General features: G+C 38.1%; 17 protein-coding genes, 1 pseudogene and 1 riboswitch. Of the genes and pseudogenes, 1 reads left to right on the top strand and 17 read right to left on the bottom strand.

Going from position 1 to position 24,381, the window contains the following annotated elements; genetic code table 11:
* Nucleotide 1 precedes the first annotated feature (1 nt).
* The 10 genes and pseudogenes from AC4PHI_RS03080 to AC4PHI_RS03035 all read right to left on the bottom strand — a co-directional run bounded on the left by AC4PHI_RS03080 (nt 2) and on the right by AC4PHI_RS03035 (nt 16,018).
* A complete protein-coding gene (locus AC4PHI_RS03080) occupies nt 2–2,116 on the bottom strand; it encodes a BglG family transcription antiterminator (RefSeq protein ID WP_492200857.1) in 2,115 nt (704 codons plus the stop codon).
* Between the two features lie 340 nt (nt 2,117–2,456).
* Nucleotides 2,457–3,848: an oxaloacetate decarboxylase subunit alpha gene (locus tag AC4PHI_RS03075; protein WP_492200856.1), complete on the bottom strand. Its 1,392-nt coding sequence runs from the start codon at nt 3,846–3,848 to the stop codon at nt 2,457–2,459.
* 94 nt (nt 3,849–3,942) lie between these two features.
* Nucleotides 3,943–4,080, bottom strand: a complete 138-nt coding sequence (locus AC4PHI_RS03070) for an OadG-related small transporter subunit (RefSeq protein WP_492200855.1) — start codon at nt 4,078–4,080, stop codon at nt 3,943–3,945.
* A gap of 31 nt (nt 4,081–4,111) precedes the next feature.
* Nucleotides 4,112–5,233 carry a sodium ion-translocating decarboxylase subunit beta gene (locus AC4PHI_RS03065; RefSeq protein ID WP_492200854.1) on the bottom strand — a complete coding sequence of 374 codons (1,122 nt, stop codon included), beginning with the start codon at nt 5,231–5,233 and terminating at the stop codon, nt 4,112–4,114.
* A gap of 18 nt (nt 5,234–5,251) precedes the next feature.
* On the bottom strand, nt 5,252–5,665 hold the full coding sequence (locus AC4PHI_RS03060) for an acetyl-CoA carboxylase biotin carboxyl carrier protein subunit (RefSeq protein WP_492200853.1): 414 nt from the start codon (nt 5,663–5,665) through the stop codon (nt 5,252–5,254).
* On the bottom strand, nt 5,649–6,029 hold the full coding sequence (locus AC4PHI_RS03055) for a hypothetical protein (RefSeq protein WP_492200852.1): 381 nt from the start codon (nt 6,027–6,029) through the stop codon (nt 5,649–5,651). The genes AC4PHI_RS03060 and AC4PHI_RS03055 overlap by 17 nt, the downstream gene beginning before the upstream one ends.
* 456 nt (nt 6,030–6,485) lie before the next feature.
* Nucleotides 6,486–11,012: a polysaccharide lyase family 8 super-sandwich domain-containing protein gene (locus tag AC4PHI_RS03050; RefSeq protein ID WP_492200851.1), complete on the bottom strand. Its 4,527-nt coding sequence runs from the start codon at nt 11,010–11,012 to the stop codon at nt 6,486–6,488.
* 408 nt (nt 11,013–11,420) lie between these two features.
* Nucleotides 11,421–13,424: pseudogene (nagE, locus tag AC4PHI_RS03045) on the bottom strand (N-acetylglucosamine-specific PTS transporter subunit IIBC).
* A 108-nt stretch (nt 13,425–13,532) separates the two neighbouring features.
* Nucleotides 13,533–14,381 carry a PRD domain-containing protein gene (locus AC4PHI_RS03040; RefSeq protein WP_492200850.1) on the bottom strand — a complete coding sequence of 283 codons (849 nt, stop codon included), beginning with the start codon at nt 14,379–14,381 and terminating at the stop codon, nt 13,533–13,535.
* An 884-nt stretch (nt 14,382–15,265) separates the two neighbouring features.
* A complete protein-coding gene (locus AC4PHI_RS03035) occupies nt 15,266–16,018 on the bottom strand; it encodes a tRNA lysidine(34) synthetase (RefSeq protein ID WP_492200849.1) in 753 nt (250 codons plus the stop codon).
* A gap of 209 nt (nt 16,019–16,227) precedes the next feature.
* On the opposite strand from AC4PHI_RS03035, the gene asnA reads away from it, so the two are divergent.
* The gene (gene asnA, locus AC4PHI_RS03030) at nt 16,228–17,232 is read left to right on the top strand and encodes an aspartate--ammonia ligase (protein ID WP_492201526.1); all 1,005 of its coding nucleotides are present in this window, start codon (nt 16,228–16,230) and stop codon (nt 17,230–17,232) included.
* Nucleotides 17,233–17,524: 292 nt separating this feature from the next.
* Here asnA and AC4PHI_RS03025 read toward each other — a convergent pair whose 3' ends face one another.
* The 7 genes from AC4PHI_RS03025 to AC4PHI_RS02995 form a co-directional block, all read right to left on the bottom strand.
* Nucleotides 17,525–18,748 (bottom strand): cation:proton antiporter, encoded by a 1,224-nt coding sequence (locus AC4PHI_RS03025; protein WP_492200848.1) that lies wholly within the window; start codon nt 18,746–18,748, stop codon nt 17,525–17,527.
* A 51-nt stretch (nt 18,749–18,799) separates the two neighbouring features.
* A riboswitch (Fluoride riboswitch) is annotated at nt 18,800–18,873 on the bottom strand.
* Between the two features lie 359 nt (nt 18,874–19,232).
* On the bottom strand, nt 19,233–19,883 hold the full coding sequence (locus tag AC4PHI_RS03020) for an ABC-2 transporter permease (RefSeq protein WP_492200847.1): 651 nt from the start codon (nt 19,881–19,883) through the stop codon (nt 19,233–19,235).
* Nucleotides 19,880–20,731, bottom strand: coding sequence for an ATP-binding cassette domain-containing protein (locus tag AC4PHI_RS03015; RefSeq protein ID WP_492200846.1), 852 nt, complete (start codon nt 20,729–20,731; stop codon nt 19,880–19,882). Before AC4PHI_RS03015 ends, AC4PHI_RS03020 begins: the two co-directional genes overlap by 4 nt.
* A gap of 2 nt (nt 20,732–20,733) precedes the next feature.
* Nucleotides 20,734–21,105, bottom strand: coding sequence for a GntR family transcriptional regulator (locus AC4PHI_RS03010; protein WP_492200845.1), 372 nt, complete (start codon nt 21,103–21,105; stop codon nt 20,734–20,736).
* Between the two features lie 206 nt (nt 21,106–21,311).
* Nucleotides 21,312–21,662: a hypothetical protein gene (locus AC4PHI_RS03005; protein WP_492200844.1), complete on the bottom strand. Its 351-nt coding sequence runs from the start codon at nt 21,660–21,662 to the stop codon at nt 21,312–21,314.
* Nucleotides 21,663–21,762: 100 nt separating this feature from the next.
* Nucleotides 21,763–23,121, bottom strand: coding sequence for a class II fumarate hydratase (fumC, locus tag AC4PHI_RS03000; RefSeq protein ID WP_492200843.1), 1,359 nt, complete (start codon nt 23,119–23,121; stop codon nt 21,763–21,765).
* A gap of 81 nt (nt 23,122–23,202) precedes the next feature.
* Complete coding sequence (locus tag AC4PHI_RS02995) at nt 23,203–24,375, bottom strand: NAD(P)-dependent malic enzyme (RefSeq protein ID WP_492200842.1); 1,173 nt, start codon at nt 24,373–24,375, stop codon at nt 23,203–23,205.
* Between the last annotated feature and the right edge of the window lie 6 nt (nt 24,376–24,381).

The following is a 24,381-nucleotide window of genomic DNA, read 5'->3' as shown; positions in this document are numbered from 1 at the left end:
GTTATACCTCCAAATTATTTTCAAAATCAAATAGCAATGATATAAACTCTTTTTTGTCCTTAGTACCAATCATCTTTTCCACTAATTCCTTGTCTGAAATTGCCTCAGCTAAGTTCGAAAGCAAGTTAAGATGGGAAACATTGTCAATTGCCGATAAACAAATCAATAATTTCACTGGATCATACTCTGAATCAAATGCCACTCCCTTTGGAATAGTCATAAAACTAATACCAATCTCCTTAGCTCCATCTTCCGGTCTTGCATGTGCAAGTGCAATATGCTCATCAATTACAATATAAGGTCCCAACGCATCTACACTGGCAATCATCGATTGAATATATTTTTCTTCTATGTCACCTTTCTTAAACAAAGGCTGCGCCGCAATATAAATGGCATCTCTCCAATCCTTCACCTCCATATTTAATTGAATGTAATCTTCAGTTACAATATCCTTTAGCATAGGCTGAAACAGTCTCCTCTCAATTTGTATCCCTTCCTGTCGAAACAAACTTTCCAGTTCCTTGGTGAATGCTTCTATATCTATCCCAATAGAACGGCTTTGTGCTAATACGACAATATTTTTAAAAAAATCCGTTTGACTACTTTTACGACTTCTAGTTTCAGGTTTAAAGTGAACTAAAAATTCTTTTATTTTATTGGTGTCTGCTGTTGTCAGCAAAGGGGAAACCCGAACCTGCGGAACAGTGATCCCTGCTAATTTTGTTGTGGTAATAGCTAAATCAAGAGGGATCTTGTTCAGTAAGTCAAGCTCATTTGAGCCCAAGACCGCTACCACATTAAAATCAAAAAAGTCTAGCAAACTAGATTCAAGCAACTTCCCTGTAACTAGTCCTTGCCCGCAAACAATGGCAACTCTTAATTTATCATTTTTTTTATCCTGCTTATCAATTAGGGTTTGAAAATATAATACGAGAAAAGCGATTTCATTATCAGAGATTGTTTTTTTATATTTTTTTTCAATCATTTTTACTGACTCTTTTATCAAGCAAAAAATATTCTCATATCTTTTTTTAATAACAGTGGTCAAAGGATTATAAACGGCTGTATCACTTGCAACACGTATAAGCATTGCGTTCAAATGTTGATAGAGCGACTCAATTATTTCTTTATCAAAACTGAATTGCATGCCAAGATGTTCTTCCATAAAAGAAAGCATTTCCAACATGTAAAATTGCGTTTCCAACCAGTAATCGGTTCTGACATTTTTTTCTTTTTTCAATATATTAATTGTTGAAAGTATTTGGAATAAGTAATATTTTTCATTTGTAAAGTCCCTTATAGACGGTAATATTTCATCAATAATATCTTCGATTAGGGGAGTTACTTTGAAGTCTGATGACAAAACAATGTTACTTTTGTTAACAATGCACTTCCCAGAAGCCACTCTTTTATTTTGCATAACAATACAGACTACCAGCTGCGACAAAGCAAACTCATTTAAAAAACACGAATGCTTGTTGTTTATAGCAGCTAGCAAGTACTTGGTTTGTAATAAATTTTCGTGTCCTAAGTATTCAATTACCAACTTTGCAGTTCCCGAATGAAACATTTCCTCATTTTCCAAAAATAAATCTGATAAATTAACATATTGAAAACAGAACTCTAGAAATAAAGTCCTTTTGTTGATCTCTTTTCCTTTAATGAAGTAACCCGTTTTCGGCTCATACATTAATGTTAGATTATTCTCATGTAAAAGAGCTTTGACTTTCCTTATATCTCTTTGAATCGTTGTTTTAGAAACAGAAAAATAAGCCCTTAGATACTTTATAGAAACCTTATCGTCCGTTGTTAACAATAGAAGTATAATCTGAATAAACCGTTTGCTACTGCTTACATAACTGTCCAGCTGTTCTTCCTGTTTCAATATTTCTAAAGCTGTTGAACGAGTGCTATCAGTGAACCTAATTATCAAGCCATGATTTCTATCCATCAAAACATCAGGTAAACGATTACGAATCAACCATTCACTCAACTCTTCTACTGCATATCTTATAGACCTGTCTGACAATCCTGTACGTTCGGATATTTCATTGATAGTTATATAATCTTCCATAGAAACTAACAATTTTAAAATTTGTTTTGAGCTCTCATTCATTTTTATCACCCCGGGTTAACCTAAGTATAATTTATAACTATTCGTATAAGAAGAACCACTTGGTTCAAATGTATTTTGAAACGGATGGTTCCTCAGATAAAAATATAATATTAATCTGGTTTGTGTAATCCTTTTCCGTCTTAAAACTGGGTTTTAGCCTAGTTTTTATCAAAAATTGATATTATTAATATACCAATCATTATTTACGACAAAATAAAAACGCTATTAGCTAAAGTTTCTCCCTTTGCTAATAGCGCATGGACATGATACTTCTATACTCTTTAGAATCTTACTTCAGATAATCCCTTCTTTTTTCCCTAGTTAATAAATCTACCCAACACTAGCTCTCAATACTGACCTCTATATGCTGCACCGGCACGTCATAGAATCTGTCTTCCCGCCGCCCCAGAAAATCCCGGCCCTGTTTTGGAAATAATGCGTAGAGAAGCACATCTTCTGTTGTGTGCGCATATTCTTTGATTTCTTCTTTATAGGTGCCCATCGCTGGAGCTAATAAATCTGCCGGACGTGCTGTAATAATCTCTTCATCTCCGGCAATTAATTTAACAATCTCTTCTGAAATCGGGACTGGCGGCTTGCCATACAAACCTTTCACATAATCTCGAATTTCATTTGGCACCATCTTGTAACGTTCTCCGCTGACGATATTCATCACTGCCTGAGTGCCCACCATCTGGGATAGAGGTGTTACTAGCGGAGGGTAACCCAACTCAGAGCGTACCTTTGGGACTTCCTCCAAAACAGCCACATACTTATCGCTCAATCCTTGTTCTTCCAACTGGCTTAATAAATTCGACAACATCCCCCCGGGCACTTGGTAAATCAGAGCTTTAGGCTCCGTATCCTTTACCTTGGGATTCAGCAAGCCTTCTTTGCGATAGCGGTCTCTGATTGGATTAAAGTAGTTAGCAATCTCAGCAACTTTTTCCATATTCACTTCTATCTCATAGCCTAAAGTCTCTAAAGCAATCGCCAAAGACTCTGTGGCCGGCTGACTTGTTCCGCCAGAAAAAGAGGAGATAGCTGTGTCTATAATTTCTGCACCTGCCTCCACTGACTTCAAATAAGTCATCTCTGAGATTCCGCTAGTGGCATGGGTATGCACTTCCAGCGGGACTTTGATTTCAGCTTTGATTGCTGAGACAAGCTGATAGGCGGCCTGTGGAGTCAAAATCCCCGCCATGTCTTTGATGCAAATGGAATCTGCCCCCATATTTTCAAGCTCTTTAGCCAAACCTGTATAATACTCGATAGTGTGAAAATTGCTGGTAGTATATGAAATCGCCGGCTGACAATGTCCCCCATATTTTCGAGTCGCTTCGATTGATGTCATTAAATTTCGTGTATCGTTCAAAGCATCAAAAACTCTAATGATGTCAATGCCATTTTCTATTGACTTTTGGATAAAACTTTCGACCACATCGTCAGGGTAATTTTTATATCCCAGCAGATTTTGTCCTCTCAACAACATCTGTAATTTTGTGTTTTTAACAACCGCTCTGATTTTTCGCAATCTTTCCCACGGATCTTCATTGAGAAATCTCAAACATGCATCAAATGTAGCCCCGCCCCACACTTCTAACGCATGATATCCGGCAGCATCCATGGTTTCCAAAATCGGCAGCATATCTTCTAACGGCATTCGAGTGGCGATTTGACTTTGCTGTCCATCTCGAAGAACAGTTTCTGTCAACAGTACTTTTCCCCTCATACACTTCTCCTTTCCTCAACTATGATGATTTATTCTTTTAATACTAATACCTTGATATTATTCCTGTTATTTTTGACATTTCGGTACCATCATATTATTTTAATTTTGATTTTGCCGGGAATAATTTTAATAAGGCAATCGAAACTAAGTAAAGCAAAAAAAGAACTAAAAAAACGCCACCCATCCCAAAAAACATCAACTCAAATCCTATTTTTAACGTTTCTGTATTCATCCTGTTCTCCCTTCCAAATATCTAAAAGAATCTAAGCAAAGAACGCCAGCAACAAACCGCCAGCAATGACCGAAGCGATTTGGCCGGAAACATTTGCTCCGACTGCGTACATCAGCACGAAATTTTGCGGGTCCTCCTCCGTTGCCATCTTTTGGATGACGCGACTCGACATCGGAAACGCTGAAATACCTGCTGCACCGATCATCGGATTGATTTTTTCTTTTCTAAACACGTTCAATAACTTGGCGAACAAAACACCGCCAATGGAGTCCATCACAAAAGCTACTAAACCAAAAGCTATGATCATCAATGTCTGCACATTAAGAAATTCTTCTGCTTGCATTTTATATGAAATCGTCAATCCCAGTAATATGCTGACAATGTTAACTAATTCATTCTGGGCGGTTAAGGATAAACGATCCAGCACACCGCATTCACGCAGCAGATTCCCAAACATCAAAAATCCCACAAGCGGCAATGAGATAGGCGCAATAAATCCTGCCACGATTGTGATGATGATAGGAAACAAAATCTTAGTCATTTTAGACACTTCTTCCGCTTTGTACGTCATCCTGATTTGACGTTCTTTTTTTGTCGTCACCGCCTTGATGGCTATCGGCTGAATGATCGGCACCAAAGCCATATAAGAATAGGCCGCCACTGTGATTGGTCCGAGCAGATTTTCTGCTAAAGTGTTCGCCACAAATATAGCTGTCGGCCCGTCAGCAGCGCCGATAATTCCGATTGAAGCTGCTTCTTGAATATTAAAACCAAATAAAATTGCGACAATAACTGTAAAGAAAATACCAAACTGAGCCGCAGCACCAAATAACAGCATAAACGGGTTTTGTAGCAAAGGACCAAAATCAATCATGGCTCCGATACCAATAAAAATCAACAAGGGGAAGAGTTCTGTGCCTATCCCCGCTTCAAACAATATTTCAAAAACACCTTTTTGTTCCACTCCCCCAAAGGTTTGAGTCAGTACGCCCGAGCCGGGAAAATTGACCAGTAATGTGCCTAAGCCCATGGGTACCAATAATGTAGGTTCGTATTTTTTCTTAATGCCTAAAAACATCAATACAGCGCCGATTACCATCATGGCAATCTGTCCTCCTGTGATTGATGTGATTCCTTGAATCAGTGTCTCCACTCCGTCAGCCCCTTTTCATTATCTAATAGTGATTAATGCCTCTCCAGCATTAACGATTTGTCCTTGTGTAACATGGACTCCGATTACTTCTCCTGCTTTTTCTGCGACGATTTCATTCTCCATTTTCATGGCTTCCAAAATCATCAGCGGCTGATTCTCTTTTACTGCATCCCCGTAATTGACTAGGACTCTTAATATAGTCCCGGGCATTGGTGCTTTCATGGCATCTTCTCCTGATAAGAATGCATCCGCAGGAGTCACAGAACCTATTGGCTCAGCTGTTTCTTCAACTGCTGGTGCCGGGCTGACAGGCGGGGCCGGCGTTGTTTGTAGTGGTGGTGTAGGAACAGGACGAGACTGCCCTCCGCCAATTTCCTCCATTTCCACTAGATATTCTTTCCCATCAATTTTGATCTTAAATTTTCTTAACATCATCCGTCCTCCTGTCATTTTTCTTTTTTACTGACTTTACGATAAATTTGTTCTCTGAATTATTTTCTGCTGCTACAGCAGAGGCAATCGCCGAAACAAATGCCACTTCAGGGTTTACTTTCATGATTTTTTTTATTTTAAACTCACTGTCTGGCTTCTCTCCTGCTGCTATGGCTGCAGCAATTAAAGAAACCAGCTGGTAATCTTTTTCATCCGCTTCTATGTAATTAGGTACAGTCCGCCACTCAGAATTTATTTCTTTCCTAGACTGTGCCTCATTTTTTTGTCTCTCTTTGCTTTTTTCCTCTGTAAAATTCTCTGAAGAATGTTCTTTTTTTTGAAATAAACGCCTGAACAACCCCATAGTTTCCCTCCTCCCTTGTCTTAAATAGTATTTATAAAGCAAATTCTTATTGTTTCCATACATTTTTAAATACTTTAATAAACCAATCGTTGTTCCGAGCAATGAAAATTTAATAAAACAACTGGAAACGCAAAAGAAAGCGTTATCATTACGTCGCATTCTTTGGAGCTGATTTTTTGAAAAATATCCCCGTTCATCAGATGGTTTATTTTTTCATAATAGACATAAATTACCTGATAATTCAATTTTACCAAAAGATGGCTGTAAAATCACGTTAACATTGTATGATTTAACCAAGCTGTTAGTTTAATTCTTTATTCTCGTCATAAATTTTTAAATTCAAAAAAATGGATAACAAAAACATCAAAGATAGTTAAAAACTATCTTCGATGCATATCGGTAACTTGATCAATTAATTTGAACGAGAGCTCATTTTTATCTCATATGAATAAATAACTATGCTCTTTTACGCTTAATCACATATACGAACAATAGGATTAAAATTATCATTCCTATTATGTATACATAGTTGGACTTTTCTCCAGTAATTGGTAAATATAATGAATTTTTCTTTCCATCTTGTTTTTTTCCAGTTTTTTCTTTAGATTCTACCGTACTAGCCTTTTCTGATTTTTTTAATTGATCCATCGCTTTATTTAGTAAGACGATTGCCTCTGTCACTACTTCTTGAGTGGCTTTCTCATCATCATAAACTGCTTGAGCAGCTTTCAAAGCTGTTTCAAATGCTTCCCAACTGGCTTCTGTGTAGTCTTCAGCTGTTTTGCCATTCGCTTCTTTTAACAACATTTCCAGTTCTGTTTTGTCGACAGTTTCCGGTTCCACAACTTTTTCTTCTAATTGTGTGATTGCTTCGTTCAATGAGATAACAGCTTCCGTTACTGCCTCTTGAGTGGCTTTCTCATCATCATAAACTGCTTGAGCTGCTTTCAAGGCTGCTTCAAATACTTCCCAACTGGCTTCTGTGTAGTCTTCAGCTGTTTTGCCATTCGCTTCTTTTAACAACATTTCCAGTTCTGTTTTGTCAACGGTTTCTGGGTCAACAACTTTTTCTTCTAATTGCGTCATCGCTTCGTTTAGTGAGGTAACAGCTTCCGTTACTGCCTCTTGAGTGGCTTTCTCATCATCATAAACTGCTTGAGCAGCTTTCAAAGCTGCTTCAAATACTTCCCAGCTGGCTTCTGTGTAGTCTTCAGCTGTTTTGCCATTCGCTTCTTTTAACAACATTTCCAGTTCTGTTTTGTCGACGGTTTCTGGGTCAACAACTTTTTCTTCTAGTTGTGTGATTGCTTCGTTCAATGAGGTAACAGCTTCCGTTACTACTTCTTGAGTGGCTTTCTCATCATCATAAACTACCTGGGCTGCTTTCCGTGCTGTTTCAAATGCTTCCCAACTAGCTTCTGTGTAGTCAGAAGCTTTTTTCTCCTTGACTTCATTTAACAAAGCTTCCAGTTCTGTTTTGTCAACAGTTTCTGGGTCAACAACTTTTTCTTCTAATTGCGTCATCGCTTCGTTTAGTGAGGTAACAGCTTCCGTTACTGCCTCTTGAGTGGCTTTCTCATCATCATAAACTGCTTGAGCAGCTTTCAAAGCTGCTTCAAATACTTCCCAGCTGGCTTCTGTGTAGTCTTCAGCTGTTTTGCCATTCGCTTCTTTTAACAACATTTCCAGTTCTGTTTTGTCGACGGTTTCTGGATTCACAATTTTTTCTTCTAATTGTGTGATTGCTTCGTTCAATGAGGTAACGGCTTCCGTTACTGCCTCTTGAGTGGCATTCTCATCATCATAAACTATTTGGGCTGCTTTCCGTGCTGTTTCAAAAGCTTCCCAGCTGGCTTCTGTGTAGTCTGAAGCTGTTTTGGCATTTGCTTCCGTCAACAACGCTTCCAATTCTGTTTTATCTGCTTTTTTTACTTTGATAGTTACTGATCTTGTAGCACCTTGCAAATTATTAGAATTTAATAAAATGCTGTTGCCTTCAACACTGATTTCAGCATCTTGCTCTATTATTTGATAATCGTTTGACAATAAATTTAACGAAATCACTTCGTTGTTCTGCAGAGGGTTGGACAAACTAATCTTAGTGCTGCCATCGTCCATTTCATTAACAATCAATGACATCGGCTGATTAATGATGAGTCCTTCTTTTGAAAGAGCATCTGTTTTCCCCCAGGCGTTTGCCAATAATAGTTTTTCAGTTTTTATTGACTGCAGTTCAGAAGTATTACTCAAAACGGCATACGGCAGGTTATTGCTGATCGCTTCGATCTCATTATCATTTTTGCCGGGGACAACCACATATTCATAGGTCCCATCAGTGATTTCATTCCCGTAAACTTGATTCAAGACAAAGTACTGATTCGAGTAAACATGATCATTAACAAAATAATCATTGATATCCTTGTACTTACCTTCTCGGGTTTCAACATAGCTGGAAACATTTTTCATAGATTCAGGAATAATATAACCAATGTTATTGTTCTGATTAGCATCATTTAAATTAACCCATCCATTAATATTGAACTGTTCTGCCTTCTGCTCTTGATTGCTAAAGGAGATTTTTGTATTGTTTTGGATTAGACGATTCTCAATGATTGTTTCAATGGTTGCCTCACTTTTACCGTTAATGGCTGCCCCCAAATTTATAATCATACCATCTAATAGGAACCATGATTTTTTTGCCAGTAAATTCATGCCTTCATTTGTTTTATCAAGATACATTCCAACACTTGCATTTTGTCCTGATGAGGAGCCCCCTACCCACTTTTGTAGGCTTCTTTTACTTGTCATAGCACCATCTGCCAACTGTTTCGTATCAACGGTTGTTCCCGGTAGACGATATGGATCAATGGTCGCCCAATACCCCTCATCAAATTGTGCATAGTCTTCATTATATAAGTAGAACATACCATCTGCTGTATGCCAGCCTTTTTTATTCTCAGTGTTACCAAACTCATAATTAGCTATCCGATTAGAATACATACTGATTCCCACCGCATAATCACTTGTCTTTTTAAACACCCGATCCATTGAAGCATAAATATTCAATGTGTTTTTGTTTTCATACTGGACAATGTCTTGATTATTGACAACTTCAACTAACTGCTGAAGGGATTCAAAATCTCTTGGATTATGATAAAAATCAAATGTGTTATCCGTTTTAGTGACCCATTCTTTCACTGTTGCACGAATTCTCTCGCTTAAATTTTCTGGTGAGAACTTAGCAATCAAAAGTAGATTGGCTATTGTTTCTTTACCGGATTCGAATTCTGTAGTGAAAGGATTGGTTCCAGGCGCTCGAGAGATACTTCTTCCAGATACCATTGATGGCATTTTTCCGTCAACCATTATTTCCAAATATCCTTTTTCTACTACATTGTATAAATTAGCCATTCTTTCATCATGCATTTCCCAATTAGTGCCGACTAATATCGATTGAATCCTTCCGACACCTTTTAACAATTCATTCCCATAGCTACCATTATAAGGAAAAAAATTATGCTGAATCAAGGAACCATCTTGATAAAGACCATCCCTTGACTTTACAATATTCAAAACACTTGGCACACTATCAACAACCAATTGCATCGAAGTTTTGTTTTCTAGCAACAAGGATGTACCTAAAACAGTTATGCTGATATCCGTCAGATTGGCCCCTGTCGCTCTGTAATTTGGCCATTGAACATTAGGATTGGATGCATATTTAGTCAATGGTGTCACGAGTTCAACTAATTTATTATAATCTTCTTTCAATAGGTCGTCATGCAATAACATCAATGTATCCGTTAATGGTTGTGCAGAACCTATTTGCCAATCCCACCAATTTCCTGTCCAGTAAGTACCATTATACTTCTTTTCATTTTCCATAAAGGAAATAGCAGAGATAATTTCTTTTTTTACTTCTGGATTATTGAACAGACTGCTTGATTGACTATAATACCCTAAAGTCAGCTTTTTAATTTTAGTAAATTGTGTGGTATAGTCAGCCGCAACAGTATCTGAGGCAACTTTTTCCCATAGTGTTTTTCTATTCGGCTCTTTATTTAAAGTACTCCATAGAGTTTCAGCTTCTTCATTAATTAATGTGCCATAGTCCCTTAGAACTTGGTTGTTTAAATTGTCTTGATCTCCTAATAATCTTTCTACCCATCGTTTTCGCATTAATTCGAACTCGGGGTCGGATACTATAACATTTACTTTCATTGTCGCCTTTATTTCAGTATCTTTGATTTTAACTTCTATCGTTACTTCACCTTTTTTGAGTGCTGTCACTACACCTTGTGCAACTGCAGCAACTTCGGGATTAGACGATGTCCATTCCAATTCCAGCGAAGAAATATCAACTCCTTCAGGTTGGAATTGATAATTGATTTTATAATTCTTTTTTTCAGACAAAGTGATTTCACTTTCAGAGAACTCAATTTTTTCTGGTAGTCTAGATTTTTTATAAGCTTGAATTGATTTAATACTAGACCCATAATATTGGCCATTACTAGAATGTTTCCACATTTTATTTTGCTGATATTTAAAAAATTTAAATGGTTTATTATTTAAATAAACAACTTTTTGATTTGGTTGCCCATTTAAACCCTCGGTGGTAGAAAAAATAGACTCAAAATTTTCACCATCATTTGAAATTAAAAAACTATAGTCTGGACTTTCTGCATGAAAGTCTACCACTATTTCTTCTACTACTGTTTCTTCCTCTAATTCAATAGTCAGCCACTGACTGTCTGTTTTTGCAGCAGACCATCTAGTCTCAGAATTACCATCTACAACTTTGTCTCCAACAAATTGTGGGTATTTCCAAGTTCCGTCCGAATTTTTTCCACCTTCTACACCAGAAAATTCTACCTTTTTCCCAAAAAACACATCATCATTTTCACTGGCTGACACATAGTCCACTATTCCCACGAAAATACTCAATAACATGACAACTTCTAACATTCCCTTTAATATCTTCATATTCATTACCTTTCTCGAACTTTTTTCGGTCAACAATTACTAAACTGGAGACATAGTAGTCTTGATGTCTCTCAATAACAACCTACCTTTGTTCCCAAAGACTGCATTGCGGATATCCAGAAAGAAATAGCTGGTGAAACACCTATACATTTTTTCTTTACATGTTTCGGTTTCATCAGCTATTTACATATCAAAATTATTCCTATGTACTTGACTTAAAAGACAAATCATCCATCTGTTTTTCCATTTCAAAACTTTCTTTTGTGGTGACACATCATAATTTTTCAGATTATCCCAGTCTTGTCTAACAGATTAATTATCTTTTTTAGCCTTACTTTCAAACGCTTTGCTACACAATAAGGTGAGTGACAAACAATCACTTATACAATAATTTCACTCTTAGCTGCTTTAGGCAATCTTTACAGAACAAGCTTCTTCTCTAGCACTCACCGATTTTGTTGGAACTTTCGAGATCTCCGCAACTTTATCCATATTTGTAATCACAACTATGATAGTTGAAACTGTGTCAGTTTCTTCCAGTTTAGCTAAATCCATCGTTGCCATTTTCGTTTCGAATGTTATCTCTTCCCCTTCTGAAACAAATATCTCAAAAGGTTTCCCCTTTAAAGCTACCGTGTCGATTCCCATATGGATCAAGACTTCCAACCCCGCCGATGTTTCAAGCGTAATCGCATGCTTTGTTGGAAAAACACTTACTACCTTCCCTCCAATTGGCGCAAAAACATCGCCATTTTCCGGTTTTACTGCGTAACCATCACCTAGTAACTTTTCTGAAAAAACACCATCCCCTACAGCGTCAATTGGCATTAATTTTCCTTGAGCTACTGTATGAAAAATTGATACTTCTTTCTTTTTTCTGTTTTTTTTAAACATGCAACACCCTCCATTGTAACGGTCTTTCGTCTTTAAACGACACAGTTAAAAACTATCAAGAAGAAATTTTTATTTATTCAACTTTTTCAATTCATCTGCAACAAACTGAACTTCAGTTCCAACAATTACTTGATAGTTTTGTCCATCGATTTTTTTCACACCAGGAACATTTGCTGATTTAATTTTACCTGCATTAACTAGATTCGTATCTTTCAATACCAAGCGTAAACGTGTGGTACAATTATCAATTGATTCGATGTTTTCAACTCCACCTAAACCTTCGAAAATTTTAGCTGCCATCACTTCAAAATGATTACCGCTTGCCGATACTTCTTCCACGATGTCCTCCAGCGTATCTTCTTCGCGACCAGGTGTCATCAAGTTGAATTTTTCGATTGCAAATGTGAAAGACAAATAATATACCGCTGCCATTACTAAGCCAAACAACAATAGCATATAAGGTTGGTTAGCAATTGGCACACGTAAGCTTAAAATAAAGTCGATCAGACCTGCACTAAAGTTAAATCCAGCTGTCCAATGGAATAAAGACGCAACTAACATTGACACACCAGTTAAAACTGCGTGGAGAACATATAAAGGCCATGCAACAAACATAAATGCAAATTCTAAAGGTTCAGTTACTCCTGTGAAGAAAGAAGCGACAGCGGCTGCAATCATCAATGAAGCTGTTGTTTTTTTCTTTTCAGGTCGAGCTTTCTGATAAATCGCAAGAGCTCCTGCTGGCAAACCAAACATCATCACTGGGAAGAAGCCAGCTTGATACATTCCAGTGACACCTTTCACACCTTCACTTGCCCAAAATTTACCAATATCGTCAATACCAACCAAGTTAAACCAGAATACATTGTTCAATGCGTGATGCAATCCTGTCGGAATCAACAAACGGTTGAAGAAACCATACAAACCTGCTCCAACTGCTCCCATACTAGAAATCAATTCACCAAATGATACTAGTGCTGAATAAACTGGCGGCCAGACAAACATCAGACCTGCAGAAAGGACCAACATCATTGCTGCAGTCACAATTGGTACTAAACGTTTCCCGCTGAAAAAAGCCAATGCCGTCGGTAACGTTACATGACTAAAACGATTGTACATTTCAGCTGCAATCAATCCAGCCAAAATCCCAATAAAGACGTTCTTGTTGTTGATTGCGCCAAAAGCCACGTTAACTTCTTCTGCTGGAATCTTTAAAAACATCGCAACAGCATCTATATTCAATAATGTCATCGGCACTAGAAAAGCTACCAATCCGCTTAAAGCAGATGCGCCATCTTTATCTTTTGACATCCCTATAGCTAAACCAACTGCAAATAAAATACCTAAATTATCTAAAATAGAACTCCCAGCTTTGATTAAAAAAGCTGCTAATAAATTATTGCCGCCCCAACCACTTGGGTCAATCCAATATCCAATCCCCATAAATAATGCGGCAACTGGTAAAGTTGCCACTGGTAGCATCAAAGATTTACCCATTCTTTGTAAGTAAACTTTCATAAGCTACTTACCTCCTTTATCATATAAAATAATATATAGTCAATGCCTCCAAATTTCAGCCGCAACTTTCCGGATAAATTACGACACCAAAATTTTTACGCAGAAGACTCACTTTTCCATTCGTTTTCTCACTTGAGAACTCAAACGTTCGATATGTAAGGTGATATAACCTACTTCCTGCTCAGGTATCACCAGATAATAATCCTTTGCCACTTGACTAATTACTTCCTTAGCAAGCTCAAAGCTGTTCTTGTATTTGATTTTAAGAATTTCTAAAACCTCTTCGTCCATCGTGTGAAGTTTACTTTCATAAACCCGCTCCACAACATAACGTAAGTGCAAAACCAGCCGAGAGTAATCCAAGCTGTTCTGCATCTGGGAAAAATCGATGTCTAGGCCTTGACTGATCAACTCTACCATTCTGGACACAATGGTGATTTCTCGCAGGCTTTTATCTCTCGAAGTTTTTCCAAGATTGGCACTATGAAAGTGAATCGCGATATATCCTGCTTCATCTAGTGGAAAATCAAGATGAAATTTTTCTCTCAAAAAATTAATTGACCATTCAGCTATTGAAAATTCTTTTGGATACATCACTTGAATTTCCGTCAGCAATTTATTTTTCATCACGATCCCATCTCTCAAACGTTCCACAGCAAACGCAATGTGGTCAGCCAAAAGCAAGTGGATATGATCATTGAACTGAGTTTTCAGCACCAATTCTGCTTCTGAAATAATCTCCTCAGACGCAATAAAATATTCTGGCTGTATATACTCAAGCAAATGATGCATCTTTTCTTTATTTTCGTTTTGAACGTATATCCGTTCCACCATATGTGCTGGCACAATCTCATTTTTCTTTCTTGAAAAACCAATTCCTTTGCCGGTCACAATTTTATCTTCTCCTTGATCCTTGACCAAGACAGCATTTTGATTAAAAACTTTTATTATCCTCATTTAATAAATTCTCCCCAAAATATAAAACTAGGCACGGAAATAGAATATGCTCTCTGCATAAACTTATTTCCATGCCTAGTCTAACTAGTCACATGAATGATAGTGGTTTCATTGTATAAAATGTTTTTGCAAAAGTCAATCCCTTTTTTATAAACTATGAAAAAAATCTTTCAATTCTATATGTTATTTGAAATCCGCTATACCAATGATTTCTTAGTTTTCCACCTTTATACTAGTTATTAAATCATTTTTTTTCACAAACTGTAATATTCTCAAATTAAAAACATAAGTTGTCTCATTTTATTGTGCAATTTAAAATAAAGCAAGAAATAATGTTCATTCGCAAACTGCAGCTCACGAAGATAATGGATTGAAATCAAAAAACAAGTGGATTTTAACATCCATTTTAGTAATATTTTGTTTGATATCCTTTAATTTAGTCAGCAAACAAATGCGTACGCAGATAATATTTACATACAATATTGTTTGTTCTTTTACAATTCTATACTGTATGAACTATGTTGACACTTCTTGATTTTTTAATCTTCACGAATAATCGATTTTTTTGGATGATGTTCGGTTATATAATGTCCTTTGCTTTACTTTTCCCTGCCCATACACAAATTTATTCAAGGGTAAAGCTCTATAAACCTGGTTAGCTTTCATCTGGTTTTAAATTTCCGCATATTCAAAAAAGTAAACAAAATCCAACGATCAGCTCTTTGGTATCGTTGAAAATTTCAAATTAACCTCAATATGTTCGATTAGTTCCCATCAGTGAGTTTTCAAGAATTCTTGTTGAAGATTCCTATAATAATTTCTTTAATTTTAGCGGCAGTAAAACTCAGTAACAATCATTTCTTTAAAAAGGTGTCTTGAACGTCTTAGCATTCTGCCTTCTTCACTTTCCAAAAATCTTTTTCCATACCGTTCTCCATGCCTTTAACAAACTTTTGACGAATGTCTTTATATTCTTTTCCAAGCTGGTTAACGAGCTGTTTCATTTCTTCTCTTTTTGTCTGTTTGTCTGCCGGACAGGGATTAAAAATCACTGGCAGATTTTCACGTTTGACTAGCGACAAGATATCTTTTTCTTCCATGTAAAGGAGAGGACGAATAACCGTGACTTTGGCCCGGTCCAAATAAGTCATAGGTTCGAAGCTGGACAATTTCCCGTGGAAAAGAAAATTCATAAAGTAGGTTTCAATCGCATCATCAAGATGATGGCCTAATGCCACTTTTTGACAGCCAACAGCCCTTGCTCTTTCATATAAATAACCTCTGCGTAAATTAGCACACAAAGAACAGGGATTGTTCTCCTGACGAATATCAAAGACTATTGAAGCAATATTGGTAGGGACCACATCCAGTTCATAAGAAAGGGAACGGCAAAAATCGACCAGAGGCTGAACATCCACCCCCATGCCCATATCAAGAAAAATAGGATGCAATTCAAAGTCAAATCCCCATCGTCGCTGTTTTTTTATTGTATCCAGCAAATAAAACAGCATCGTACTGTCTTTTCCCCCCGACATACCCACAGCGATTTTATCATTCGGAGCGATCATTCCGTAATTCAAAACTGCTCTACGCAACGGATTATAGAATCGCTGGTTATCTTTTTTTGTAAAAGTCAACGACAAACTTCCTTTCTATGCTAATTTGAAGTAATAAAAATATTATAAATAATTCCCCGCTTTTTTCCCAGTTCAATCTGTAAAAAGCCCAGTCAAAAATTCATCTTATTTTGCAGAAAATTTCCACAATAAAATCAAAAATAGGCTAGTTTATTTTCAATTTTGTGGTACACTAAATTAGAAAATGATTAGAATGAGGTGTATGACGTATCAGCAAGACGATAATCCCAAAAAACTATCAATCTATTTTAAATGTCTATGAAACACAAACAGCTATCGGCTTTATTAAACGTTGTTTTGAGGAAGCCATGACTGGCAGTTTGAAACTTAAAAGAGTCTCTGCCCCGCTTTTTGTAAATGGGCAGTCAGGTTTAAACGATAATTTGAGCGGTGTGGAACGCCCCGTCCGATTTGATGTGCCGTCGCTTAATGATGACGGAGAAGTCGTGCACTCGCTGGCAAAATGGAAACGGGTCGCACTGAAACAATACGATTTTCATCCAGGAAATGGATTATACGCGGACATGAATGCTATCCGCAGAGATGAAGTCCCCGACAATCTCCATTCGATTTATGTGGACCAGTGGGACTGGGAACGGGTGATTTTAAAAGAACAACGGACGATGGATTATTTGAAAAAAGTTGTGCAAAGTCTGGTGAATGCCATTGCTGAAACTGCCAGCCGCTTGAGGACAAAATATCCAAACGTCAATGTCTCTATTGATACGAGCGTTTCTTTTATTACCAGTCAGGAACTGGAAGATTTGTACCCTGAGTTAACGCCTAAAGAGCGGGAGCATGCCTATGTAAAAGAGCATCCCACCACATTTATTTTGCAAATCGGCGATAAACTTAAAAGTGGACAGCCCCATGACCACAGAGCGCCCGACTATGATGACTGGGCATTGAATGGAGACTTGCTCTTCTGGCACGATACGCTCCAATGTGCGATGGAACTGTCCAGTATGGGCATCAGGGTTGATGACACCTCCCTTTTAGAACAACTGAAAAAAGCGGGGGCGGAAGACCGGATGAAGTTTGATTTTCACCAGCAAGTGGCAAACAATGTCTTGCCACTGACAATCGGTGGCGGAATCGGTCAAAGCCGGATGTGTATGCTGCTGTTAGGAAAAGCACATATTGGTGAAGTACAGGTTTCTCTGTGGGACGATGAAACACTGAAGGCGTGCAAAGACAAAGTGTTTTTACTGTAACCTTGTTCGTCTCAAAATATATTTCTCATAAAAATTAGCATGACCGAAAAATTCGGTCATGCTTTTCTGTCTTTCCAAATGACAGTTCTTTAGAAGTTATTTCGATGTAGCAGAGTTTAAAATACGCAGGACTTTCAAAGAGAGGAAAAATAAGATTTTAGAAATTAACTGCCTGACTGAGTTTGGTGCCGCTCTCTGATCCCTCATATCCCCAAACCTCCGATGTCATATTATTCCCTATAATATTAGAAATTCAGAGATTCTCATCATACTGCGGTCTAATATTACTCACTTAAACTTTTTCCAATTGACTCTCTGTTAAAAAATCATCAACCTTTTCTTCTTTCACAAGTAATTTTTTATGAAAATGCTCCATTAGCAAAGCACCAATAGGAGCAGTGATGATAATAGATAAAACAGCTATTGTTAAAATGCTTTCTCCCGCAGTCAGGCCCATGGCCAAAGGAAGTCCGCCGATGGCAGCTTGAACTGTTGCTTTTGGCATATAGGCAAAAGCTGAAAATACCCGTTCTTTGGCATTCAACTTTGTTTTGAGCAGACTTACAAACACGCCCACCAGTCGGAATAACATGACACCTGCTATCAGCAGTACTGATAAAATACCTCCGTCTGCCAGATAATTAATACTGACAGATGCACCAACCAAAACAAAAAGGAGTATTTCCGCCCCCTGCCATAAGTCAGAAAATTGTTTTGAAAGATGTCGGGATAAATGATATTGTTTTCGGCGGATTAATACACCAAGTGCCATGACAGCCAGCAATCCCGAAAAACCAATCATACTTGGTACCGACTGCTCCAATGTGATAAATAAAAATGAACACGACAAGATAATAATTATTTTCCCCATGTTGCTAATCTGATATTTAGAAAATAAAAATGACAGCAGCCATCCTGCAAGGGCGCCACCTGACAGACCAAAAATAATCGCAGTAGGAATCACTAAAAAATCTGTCAAGGTCATACTTCCCCGTTGTGCCAATCCTGTAAATGCGGTAAAAAGAACAATCACAAAAACATCATCTACGGAAGCTCCAGCCATAATCATTTGCGGAATTCCTTTTTCCGTGCCATAACCTTCTTCTAAAAGTTTAAGCATCTGAGGGACGATGACTGCAGGGGAAACCGCCGCAACAACTGTCCCCATGATAGCAGCCTCCAGCAAACTGAGACCCAAAAAAGCAGGCCCCAAAATCAACATGCCGAAAATTTCAAAACAGGCAGGAACAAAGCACATCAGTATCGCAGGCCTCCCTATTTTTTTCAAATCATTTATATCGAGATTCAATCCTGCCCTGACAAGTATAATAATCAAAGCAACCTGTCTTAAATCTGTAGAAATATTTAAAACAGTCGAGTCAATCACATTCAGCATATGCGGGCCCAAAAGAATACCCGCAAGAAGCATTCCAAGTAACTTAGGCAGTTTAAGGAAATCAAAAACCTCTCCAAATATCATCCCAATCAAAAATATCAGTGCAAATGAAAACAACATATCATTCTCTCCTTTTTCGCAAGCAATAAAAAAAGCCAATGCGCCTGCGATATTTTCGCAGAAGTCATCAGCCTTGTCAGCGGTTTAGGTCTTAACCAAGGGAGAACTTCATTCCCTTCACGTGAATATACTACACTAGAAAAAATACTTTGTCAATCCCAAGAAAGTCTGCTGCAATCATACGAACGATTCCCTGTTTGTAAATTTTCCATAATCATACACTCCTGAATAATTCATACTTATTTGAAAAAAATAATGACTTCTACACACTAAAAAAGTGATGGAAGTCATTAACAAAATTGCGGTTTCAGTGAAAACTGCGGGAGACATTCATTCCCTAGTTACCATATATTTCATAAAAAACTCAGTCTCCGTCCGACAAAAAGACGCAAAAATATAAAATAATTTTGGGTTTTATCAAAAGGTAACAAACAATCCCCCAACCAGATTTTTGAATTTTCTCATAACCTGCCAACATTTCTTTTTAAAATTCCTTTTTGGCTACGATTCTTTTGCTGATCAAAGCGGAAATCGTCGTCAAGCCTAAAACAAGCCCTATTATCAACAGCAGGAGCTGCACCGGTGCCAATCGCTCAAAAAAATCGATTAATGCAATCATTTGTTCTCGTGATATTAGTTTTGCGAAATTAGGGGACAACACACCGATAAGGACAAATAATATGATCATCACCATCCGTCCTCTCTCGCTGCCGAACTTCAAATTGATGGGAATCAGCAACGCCGGAACAACCAATGAGATAAATATGGCAGCGATAATCATCAGCAGCCACGAGGACAAGCCGGAAGCTAAAATCCTTTGCCCATACAGCAAAAACAGCAGGACACTGGCGAGAAGAGTCATAGCAGAACAAAATAAAAAGCTGAATGCGTATTTCTCCACCGTATATAATGTACGAGTGATGGGCAGAGTAAATAAAAACGTGTTACTGTTATTGAACTCATCATAAGCAATCGTGGAAACTCCTAATGTCGAGGCTAAGAAAGCTATTGCAAAAACTCCCAAAATAGGTTCTTCATTTCCCATCACCAGAGAAAGCACCATAAAAAGGCCGATGGTGACGGAAACTCTTTGTGATTTTAAAACAAACAAATCTTTTTTCAATAAACCTGTCATGATTCTTCCCCCCGATTGACAACAATCATAAGTTCATCAATTGTCGATTTTTCGATGACAATTTCCGGATAGTTATCCAGATAATATTGCTTTTGATCAGTGAGACACAAGTATCCATAAGACTCTTTTTTACGAAATACGATGTAGCTTTTATCTAGCTGAGCATACTGTTCCTCGCTTAACTTCAACACTGCATATTGCCCCAGTAGTTTATCCACTTCTTCATGGAAAACTATTTCCCCATCTTTAATCATGTAAATATCGTCACATAAACTTTCCAAGTCTGATGAGATATGAGAGCTAATTAAAATACTGCGTTTTTCATCTTTTTCCATGTATTCTCTCAACAAATCTAAAATTTCATTTCTTACGATTACATCCAACCCTGTGGTCACCTCGTCAAGTATCAGCAGTTTCGCATTATGGGTGACTGCCACGATCGTTTTTAACTTAGCTTTCATCCCAGAGGAAAATTCTAAAATTTTTTTCTGTTCAGGAAGGTCAAGCTTGAGACATAGCGAGTCAAACAGGGCTTCATCAAAGTCAGGATACAATGATTTTAAAATCTGCCGGATCTCTTTGACACATAGATAATCGCTGAAACCAGTATCTGTCATGACTACCCCTATTTTTTCTCTATCCTTGATACCTAATTCGCTGGGTTTTTTTCCAAAAATATTTATTTCACCGCCTTCAGCAGAAATCAAACCTAGAAGTAATTTGAATGTGGTACTTTTCCCAGATCCGTTGCTGCCGATTATCCCGGTAATATAACCCGCCGGCACGTCAAGGCTGCAATTTAATTGAAAATCGCCGTATCTTTTTTTAGCTTGCTTCATCCCTATCATGTTCATCCCTCCAATAACATCTTAAATAATACTTCCAGTTCCTCATCAGACAATCCTGCAAGTCTGGCACGCTTGATCAAAATATCCAACGCTTCTTCGATTTCTTTTTTTTGCTCTTCTTCAAGAACAGTGACATTTAACTGATTAACGTAGCTGCCTTTGCCGTGAACGGTCGAAATAAACCCTTCCTGTTCCAAGAAATCATAGGCTTTTTTGACCGTCAAAGCACTGATACGTAATTCTTTTGCTAAACTTCTAACCGAAGGAAGAGCTTCCCCTTCACTGATACGACCTTCGATGATTTCATTTTTTATTTGTTCAACAACTTGTTCATAGATAGGGATCATCAGCGAATTATTAATAATAATTTTCATCTCTCCCCTCCTTCACAAACAGTGTATAACAGTATATAACACTTGTCAAGAAAATTTAAAGTTACATTCATCTTTAAACAAAAATATGCAGTGATAATTTTCAAAAATATTATAAGTCAGTAAATAAAAAATCATCTGCAGATACTTATTATCATTCTGTTGAAAGAATCATAAAAGTACCTGCAAATGATATTAGCTGATTGTTTTTATAGCTTAAACTTTTTTTTGAAAAACTTAAAACAAGCGTAGGCAATGGCAGAAGATACACTCAGATTAATAAAAAGAAAAACTAAACTGGAATAAAATTGAAATGGCAGAAGCTTTTCCGCAAAATAATTTACAAGCAGAAAGCAAGCAATGCCTAAAATACCACTAAGCACTTGGAACAGCAATTCCCCTGACCTTGTCTTTTTCGTTTTGGGGTTGGTGGGTAAAAAATTTTGTCCTTTGCCGATAGGATTAGTTTGTCTTGTCATGTTCGTATTATGTCTGTCAAATTCGCTTTTTCTGATATTTGAACTTTCATTAAATTTTCTTTGCCTTTCCCTATCACCCATTTATTATCACTCCTTCTAAAACTGACCGAAGCATTATTTGAGAAAGAATACTCGGTAGCTTCTATAATACAGAAAATTCAAGAGCATCATTTTCTATTGCTTACACCATTTTTTCAGGGATGACCCACTGATCATATTCTTCCTCTGTAGCATAACCCAAGCGCAGCACCCCTTCTTTTAATGTCAAATTATTTTCATAGGCAAATTTTGCCACTTTGGCACTTTTGTCGTATCCAATGTGGGGACTCAACGCTGTTACCAGCATCAATGATTTTTTGACACCTTCAGCCATGATGGCACGATTGACTTTTACCCCTGCCAGACAGTGAGTTCTAAAAGACTCCATGGCTTCCGTCAATAACTTGGCGGACTGCAAAAAGTTGTGAATAATCACTGGTTTAAACACATTCAATTCAAAATTCCCTTGACTGCCGGCTACTTGTATTGTTGTGTCGTTTCCCATGACTTGGACGGCCACCATCGTCAAAGCCTCCGCCTGGGTCGGATTGATTTTTCCCGGCATGATAGAACTGCCGGGTTCATTTTCAGGCAGGCTGATTTCTTCCAGCCCAGCTCTTGGGCCGCTTGCAAGCCAGCGGACATCGTTGGCAATTTTCATCGCATCCCCCGCGAGTGCCCTCAATGCCCCATGGGTGTAGGACAAGGCCGAATGACTAGTCAGTCCGTAATATTTATTTTTTTCAACAATAAAATTTAATCCTGTCAGCTTACTAAGTTGGTCCACCATGGCCGAGTCAAAATTTTCAGGTGCATTTAACCCGGTCCCCACTGCGGTCCCTCCGATAGTTAAATAACGCAAACTTTGGCTGCTTTCATCGATGAACGTCAAAGATTTTTCAATCATTGCACGCCAACCACTGACTTCCTGTCCAAAAGTCAAAGGTGTAGCATCTTGCAGATGAGTGCGTCCGATTTTGATAGTTTTTTTATATTTTTTCTCCATCTCCTTAAACAAGGCTATCCACTTTTTCAGTTCAGGTATCAATTCAAGTCTCACCGCTTTATAAGCAGCGATATGCATGGCAGTGGGGAAAGTATCATTGGAACTTTGCGACATGTTGACATGGTCGTTGGGGTGGATATCGGTGCCTCTTTGATTGGCTAAGTTGGCAATGACTTCATTAGTATTCATGTTGCTTTGAGTGCCGCTGCCGGTCTGATAGACTTTGAGCGGAAACTGCTCGTCCCATTCTCCCCTCAATATTTCATCGCAGACGGACACGATCCCAGTTTTGGCGTCTTCTGACAACTTGCCCATCTGACAATTCACATACGCTGCGGCTTTTTTTATTTGCACGAGCGCATAAATCACCTCTATGGGCATTTTGTCTGCACCAATATCAAAATAAAATTTACTGCGCTCCGTTTGTGCACCCCAAAATTTTGAAGCGTCAACTTTTACTTCGCCAAGTGAGTCCCGTTCTATCCGATAGGCCATGTTTGATACTCCTTTTTATATTTTTATGATAGTCAACACATTTTAATCCGAAAACGAAAAGCTGAATTTATCTCCGATTGATTAATAAACAGCACCGCTTTTACGGGCGGCTTCTGCAACTTTTTCAGCAACAGTCAGACAAATCCGTTGGTCAAACACGTCAGGAATCACGTATTCTGGAGCAAGCTCATCCTCGCCGATTAAGCCGGCAATGGCATAAACGGCTGCCTCTTTCATTTCTGCATTGATTTTCTTAGCCCCAGCATCAAATGCTCCTCTAAAAATCCCCGGAAAAGCCAAAACATTATTGATTTGATTTGGAAAATCAGAACGTCCTGTACCCATGACTTTCACACCTGCTTGAGCTGCTTCATCAGGCATGATTTCAGGAACAGGGTTAGCCATGGCAAACACGATTGGATCTTTTTTCATCGTCTTAATCATTTCTGTCGTCAAGGCCCCTGCAATAGAGACACCCACAAACACATCTGCCTCTTTTATAGCATCAGACAGATTCCCTTTGATTTTCTTTTGATTGGTTTTTCGGGCCAAGTCTTCTTTATACGTTCCCGCTAAACCTTCCCTGCCTTCATAAATCAAACCCTTACTGTCGCAGGCGATGATGTCAGTAACTCCCAGATGCAATAATAAATAAATAATCGCTGTCCCTGCCGCTCCCGGACCATTCAGGACGACTTTAATCTCGTCAATTTTTTTGTCCACTAACTTTAAACTATTGATTAGGGCCGCTGCCACAACTATGGCTGTTCCATGTTGGTCATCATGAAACACGGGAATATCTAAAGTTTCCTGCAATCTTTTTTCAATTTCGAAACATTTCGGTGCAGAAATATCTTCCAGATTGATCCCCCCAAAGGTTGGCGCAAGAGACGTGATGATCTCAACTAATTTGTCAGGATCTTGCTCCGCTAAAGCTACAGGAAAGGCATCGATTTTCCCAAACTGTTTGAATAATAATGATTTGCCTTCCATCACCGGCATGGAAGCCAAAGGTCCGATATTTCCCAACCCCAGTACCGCACTGCCGTCCGTCACCACTCCCACTAAATTCCCGCGGCTTGTGTAACGATAGCTGTCCTCGGGATTTTTTTCAATACGTCTGCACGGCTCTGCCACTCCCGGTGTGTACGCTAACGCTAGCTCCTCCCTGTTTGTGACCGCTACTTTGCTTTCCACGCTGATTTTCCCTTGGTGTTCCTCATGCATTTTTAAAGCTTTCTCAATAGTTGTCATAATTTC

This window comes from Vagococcus sp. QWL-13 (assembly GCF_058683555.1).
The sequence above is the reverse complement of the archived record's forward strand: the minus strand, read 5'-3'. Positions and strand labels throughout refer to the sequence as shown.